Source organism: Chitinophaga silvisoli, assembly GCF_003412465.1.
Classification (GTDB): Bacteria; Bacteroidota; Bacteroidia; order Chitinophagales; family Chitinophagaceae; genus Chitinophaga; species Chitinophaga silvisoli.
In genome coordinates, this window is record NZ_QTJV01000051.1 from 1 (window position 1) to 4,952 (window position 4,952).

A 4,952-nucleotide genomic window follows, 5' to 3' on the forward strand; every position below is an offset into this window, starting at 1 on the left:
ACATATCTCTATATTTAGGATTATTATTATAAAACTCTTCTCTTTGTTTATCATTCATATTAGCAAGTTGAGTTTTAGAATAATCTTCAATATCATTATAAGTTTGTCTAGCTTCTTGATAATTTTCAAGATAACGAGAAGGAACTCCAATAGCAGTAGCCTCTGCTATTCTACTAGTAATTGCTCTACTTTTTTGTGTCATATTAATAGCATTAGCCATCTTATTAGCTAGTTTATTAAATCTTAATCCTTTACCTAATAAAGAAACACCTTTAGCAAGACCAGTACTAGGAACCATAAGAGTTAAAGAACTAGCTATACTAGGAGCATTACTAGCCCACCAAGCAAAATCTCCAATGTCAAATGCAGCATTAGGATTTTCTCTGTATATAGCTAAACGTTCATTAATAGATTCTTTTAAAGATTCAAGTCCAGAACTTATTTCAGATTGATAATCATTAGGACTATCACTAATCATATTATAGAAAGCATCAGCTAAATCAGCAAAACCTATTGCAGTACCAACAGTAATTTCATTACCAATCTGTCCAATCATTCTTAATCCTTGTTCCCAATTACTTTGATTAACAGCACGTTCTTTATCAAGTTTTTCAGGGTCATCAACAGGATTAACATAAACATCATAAGGAGCATATTTATCTATATCATATTGGTTAAGATTATATGATTGCCCAGCAATACGACTAAATAAATGACCACGACCCTGGTCACTAATAGAAGTGCCAGGGTTGTAATCAACTAAAGTAGGAGGCTGTATAGCCCCCTTTTTAGTTTTAGGATTATATTCAGGATTAGGTGTTTTGTTACCACCTTGTAGAAACTTTAATACATCCATATTAATATAGATTGTTAGTTAATTCATCATAGTAATATTGAATAACATAAGGATCTGTGCTGCCACTAAGTTGAGCAAGTTTAGTAGCAACATTTTGTTGAATAGCTTTAACAGCATTTTCATCTACTGTCATACCAGCTTTAACAGCAGTTACAGTTTGTTCCCATTGAGATAAATTATCTACAATATCAACAGCATTTTCTTTACTTACTAAACCAATAGTTTGATTATTAGTAGAATTAATTAAATTAAAACCTTCACCATTAGGTACTAATTTAAATTTATCAATTCCAGTAAATGCAGCATTATTAGTAAGCGAAATAGGTCTATTAGCATTATAATAATTTTCTACTTTGCTAGCAGCTTTCCAACTAGTATCTTGATTCCAAGATTGAATAATAGAACTATCAATGGCACCACTACCTACAAGTAAAGTAATAGGTTCTCTTTTAAGTTTACCTTCTGTATCGTAATAACCAGCAATATTAATTTGAACTCCAACATCACCAGTTTTTGGGTCACGAACAATAGTAGGAGTAATTTCATTTTCTTTAGCACTTCTAAGATAAGCTGTATAAGCTTTTCTATCTTCAGAAGTCATAGGTTCAAATATTCCATTTTCACTAGTAATATAAGCTTCTCCTTGAGTTAAATCAATTCCAGCTTTAATTGCGCTCATTGCTTGTTCTTCTAATTGTTTCTTTTGAGCAGCATATTTACTAGCAGCTTCTGGATTAGAACTCATAACAAAATTAAGTTCAGCAAGTTCAGGAGTCATTGCAGATATGCCAATAGTAGAAGCATTTATTTGTCCACCGTCAAGAACAGCATCATTTTTAGATTTAAGAGAATCAACATAATTAATCAAACCAATATAAGGTTCTTTATTGCCTGTTGGTAATCCACCATGATGTTCTTCACCATTAGAATCAACTCTAACAAATTTATCACCATAACCAAAGAATCTAGTTTTAGCAGAATTAAGAAAAGCATTTAAAGGATTTCTAGTATCTTCAGCTTCTTTAACAGCTTTACCAAAACTATAAATAGATTTATGATAATCTTTAGGTAATTCAGCATATCTATAACCATTACCATCAGAACCAAATCTTATTCCAAGACTAATTGCTTTTTTCTCTCCACCAAGAGCATTAATAAATGAGTTATAAACATCATCATTGTTAAAGTATTGTCTAATAGAACTACTATCTCCAAATATCTGATTAACATATTTACTATATGTATCAGAATATTTATTATTAGGTAAATCACTTAAACTAATAATAGAATTATATGTATCAAATCCGTCAATGCTATCTTGCGATTTACCAACTTTAAGACTATTAATATATTCTTGATTATCAATAATATCATTAAGATAACTTAGAGCATATGCTCTATCAGATGGGCTAGTAATATTAGTCATGATACTAGTTCTAATATCATTAGGATTAGCAGTTGCTAAATCAATATTAATATCAGGATTATATTTGTTGAGTAATCCAGCTATTGATTGTCTATTACTAGTAATTTCGGCTTGAGCTTGAGCAGGCATAAAATTATCAATACGAACAGGAGTACCTTTATAAGTTAAATTATCAATAGCTTGTTTTCTTTGATTTGTACTTCCTAATCCAGCTTGTTTAGCTAAAGCTAATTGAGCTTTCCATGCTTCTCCATAAGTAGTATTACTATCTTGATTATAAAAAGTTGCAGCGTTATAGAAAGGATCAATACGTTTAGCAAGATACTGTTCAGGAGTAAGTAGAATACCATTTTTATCTGTTATATCAGGATTACTTCCATTTTGATCATATTTCCATTTAGCAATTTTATAATCTTGTTCAAGACTAGCTTTAGCGCCAGGAGTATTTTCAATAACAGCTTTAACAGCTTCAGCAAGTTTAGCTTTACTTAATCTTTGCCAATTACCTTTAGTATGAGAATAAATCTCTCCTGTAACAGATTTAGTAATATCATCAGTAACTTTACCGTTAGCATCAAGCCATCTTGTTTGACTACCACCGCCTTGTTCTTTAGCAGCCCATTGAAGTGCTTGATTAAGTATTTGGTTCATAGGAATTTCAGAAACTTCTTTATCAATAGGGGTCCATTTACTTCCACCAATAACATTACCGTTCTTATCAGTTATATCTTGATAATTATATTTATTAACAGTACGATAATAATTCTTATAATCTTCAGATAAATCAGTACGTTTATCAAGATTATCCATATATACTTTATAATCTTGTTGAGCACGTAAACGACCAATCATTCCTGGACTTGAAGTTATATCTCCATAAGTTCCAACTATATCATCAAGACTAGAATAAGCATTACCATATTGCATATTTTCAGTAAGAGCATTACGAACTTTATTAAGTTGTTCTTGACGCCAAGCATCTTCAGCTTCATTTAAATCTAATTGAGCAAGTTGAGCATCAATTTGAGATTTAGTTTGAATAGCTTGTTGATGACCTTGTTCAAGAGTATTATAAGTTCTAGCTAAGACATTTAAGTCAATAGGATTAACTTGTTGTCTAAAAGTAGGAGTATAAAAGTTTATCGGCATGATTGTTTTCCTCCAAGTTTTCTACGTTTACGAATAATAAATTCATCATAATCAACTCCAGCATCTCGCATAATTCTATCATCTACATTAGGAGCAGATGCTCTCATAGCACCAATAGTATTATTTAAAGCTTTACGATTTTCATATCTACTAATCATATCTTGAATACCAGCATTAATTCCACTAAATAAATTATTAATATTAGTTACTTTAGCTTCTCTAATACCATTATCAAATGCTGCTTTTCTATCTATATATTGATTGTATTGTTGAGCATTAAATTGACGAACACTTTGCTGATTACGTCTATCTTGATTAATAAGATTAGTTTCTATATTTTCTTTATTACCATAAAGTTCATTAGCAGCTTGACCAGCAGCATTACGAACTCGTTGTTTACGAGCTAAACTAACACGACTACTAGCAGTATTAGAATCAATATCACGATAAGCTTCAAATTTATCTTCTCTAATTCTATCAAGTTGAGGATTAATATTGTATTTAGTTTTAAGTTTATTAGCGCTAATAAGAGTAGGTTGACCCGGACCTCTCATTTTATTAATAGCTCTTTTACTAGCAAAATAACTAGCTAAACCGCCAGCAACATTACTACCTAATCCAATCCAATCAGCAGTAGTAAGATTTTTAAATTTACCTTGACCTTTACCATCAGAAAATGTAGTTCCTTTAACAGGAGTATTAGTAGAAACAGGTAAAGTAGTAGGAATACTAGCTTCTACTTTAGGTAAATTACGATTATAAACAGCAGTAGGAGGAGTTTTAGTAGAAATAGATTGAGTTGATTGACTTGACTTACTTCGTCCTCCACGGGGGGTCTTCCCGTTAGATTTAGTTTCAGATAAACTTGGAATATTAGTATTATTCATACTAACACTTTTGTTATTTCCATAACTCCAACCAGCTCTAACTAAACCACTAGTAATTCCAGCTCCATCTTCAAATAAAGGAAGTCTACGTTTAGCATAATATTGAGGACGACGATTTCCATTATCAATATTAGATTTATTAGTATTATTATTTGTAGTATTATTTTTAGACCATCTACCATTCCTAAAAGTATAATCACTACCAACAATAGTTTCTCCTCTAGCAGATTTATTAATAGGATAAGTAGAAGTTCTATTAATAGTTCTATTAGTTATAGGAACATAATATCCATTTTGTTCATCATATTCCCAAGTTCTTCCATGACGATTAATTCGTTTTCCACCAACAGCAAATTTATCGCGTAGACCCCCCGTAGAGGATGGGGAATGAATTAATCCATTCTTAACATTACCACTAATACTTACAATTAATCCTGTATTACCTTTTTTTCTAAGTTCAGGATATTTATTATAAACTTTAGCTTTAACATCGCTACGCCCATGTAATCCCGCAAGTCTTAAAGCGTCAACAGCATCTGCTTTTGTAGGAATAGGATAACTTCTATGTCCACCAGCAAAATCTTTTTTAGCTACACTAGGATAAGGTTTCTTTTTAGAACCATAATCTTTATCT

At 31.2% G+C, this 4,952-nt stretch carries 3 protein-coding genes; all 3 read right to left on the bottom strand.

The features are described from left to right. Positions 1 to 856 (bottom strand): hypothetical protein (locus DXN04_RS34255; RefSeq protein WP_147320172.1); only part of this gene is annotated, 856 nt, incomplete at its 3' end. 1 nt (position 857) lies between these two features. Continuing rightward, positions 858 to 3,431: a hypothetical protein gene (locus DXN04_RS34260; protein ID WP_116857923.1), complete on the bottom strand. Its 2,574-nt coding sequence runs from the start codon at positions 3,429 to 3,431 to the stop codon at positions 858 to 860. Next, positions 3,422 to 4,952 (bottom strand): hypothetical protein (locus DXN04_RS35070; RefSeq protein ID WP_158569319.1); only part of this gene is annotated, 1,531 nt, incomplete at its 5' end. The genes DXN04_RS34260 and DXN04_RS35070, both read right to left, overlap by 10 nt.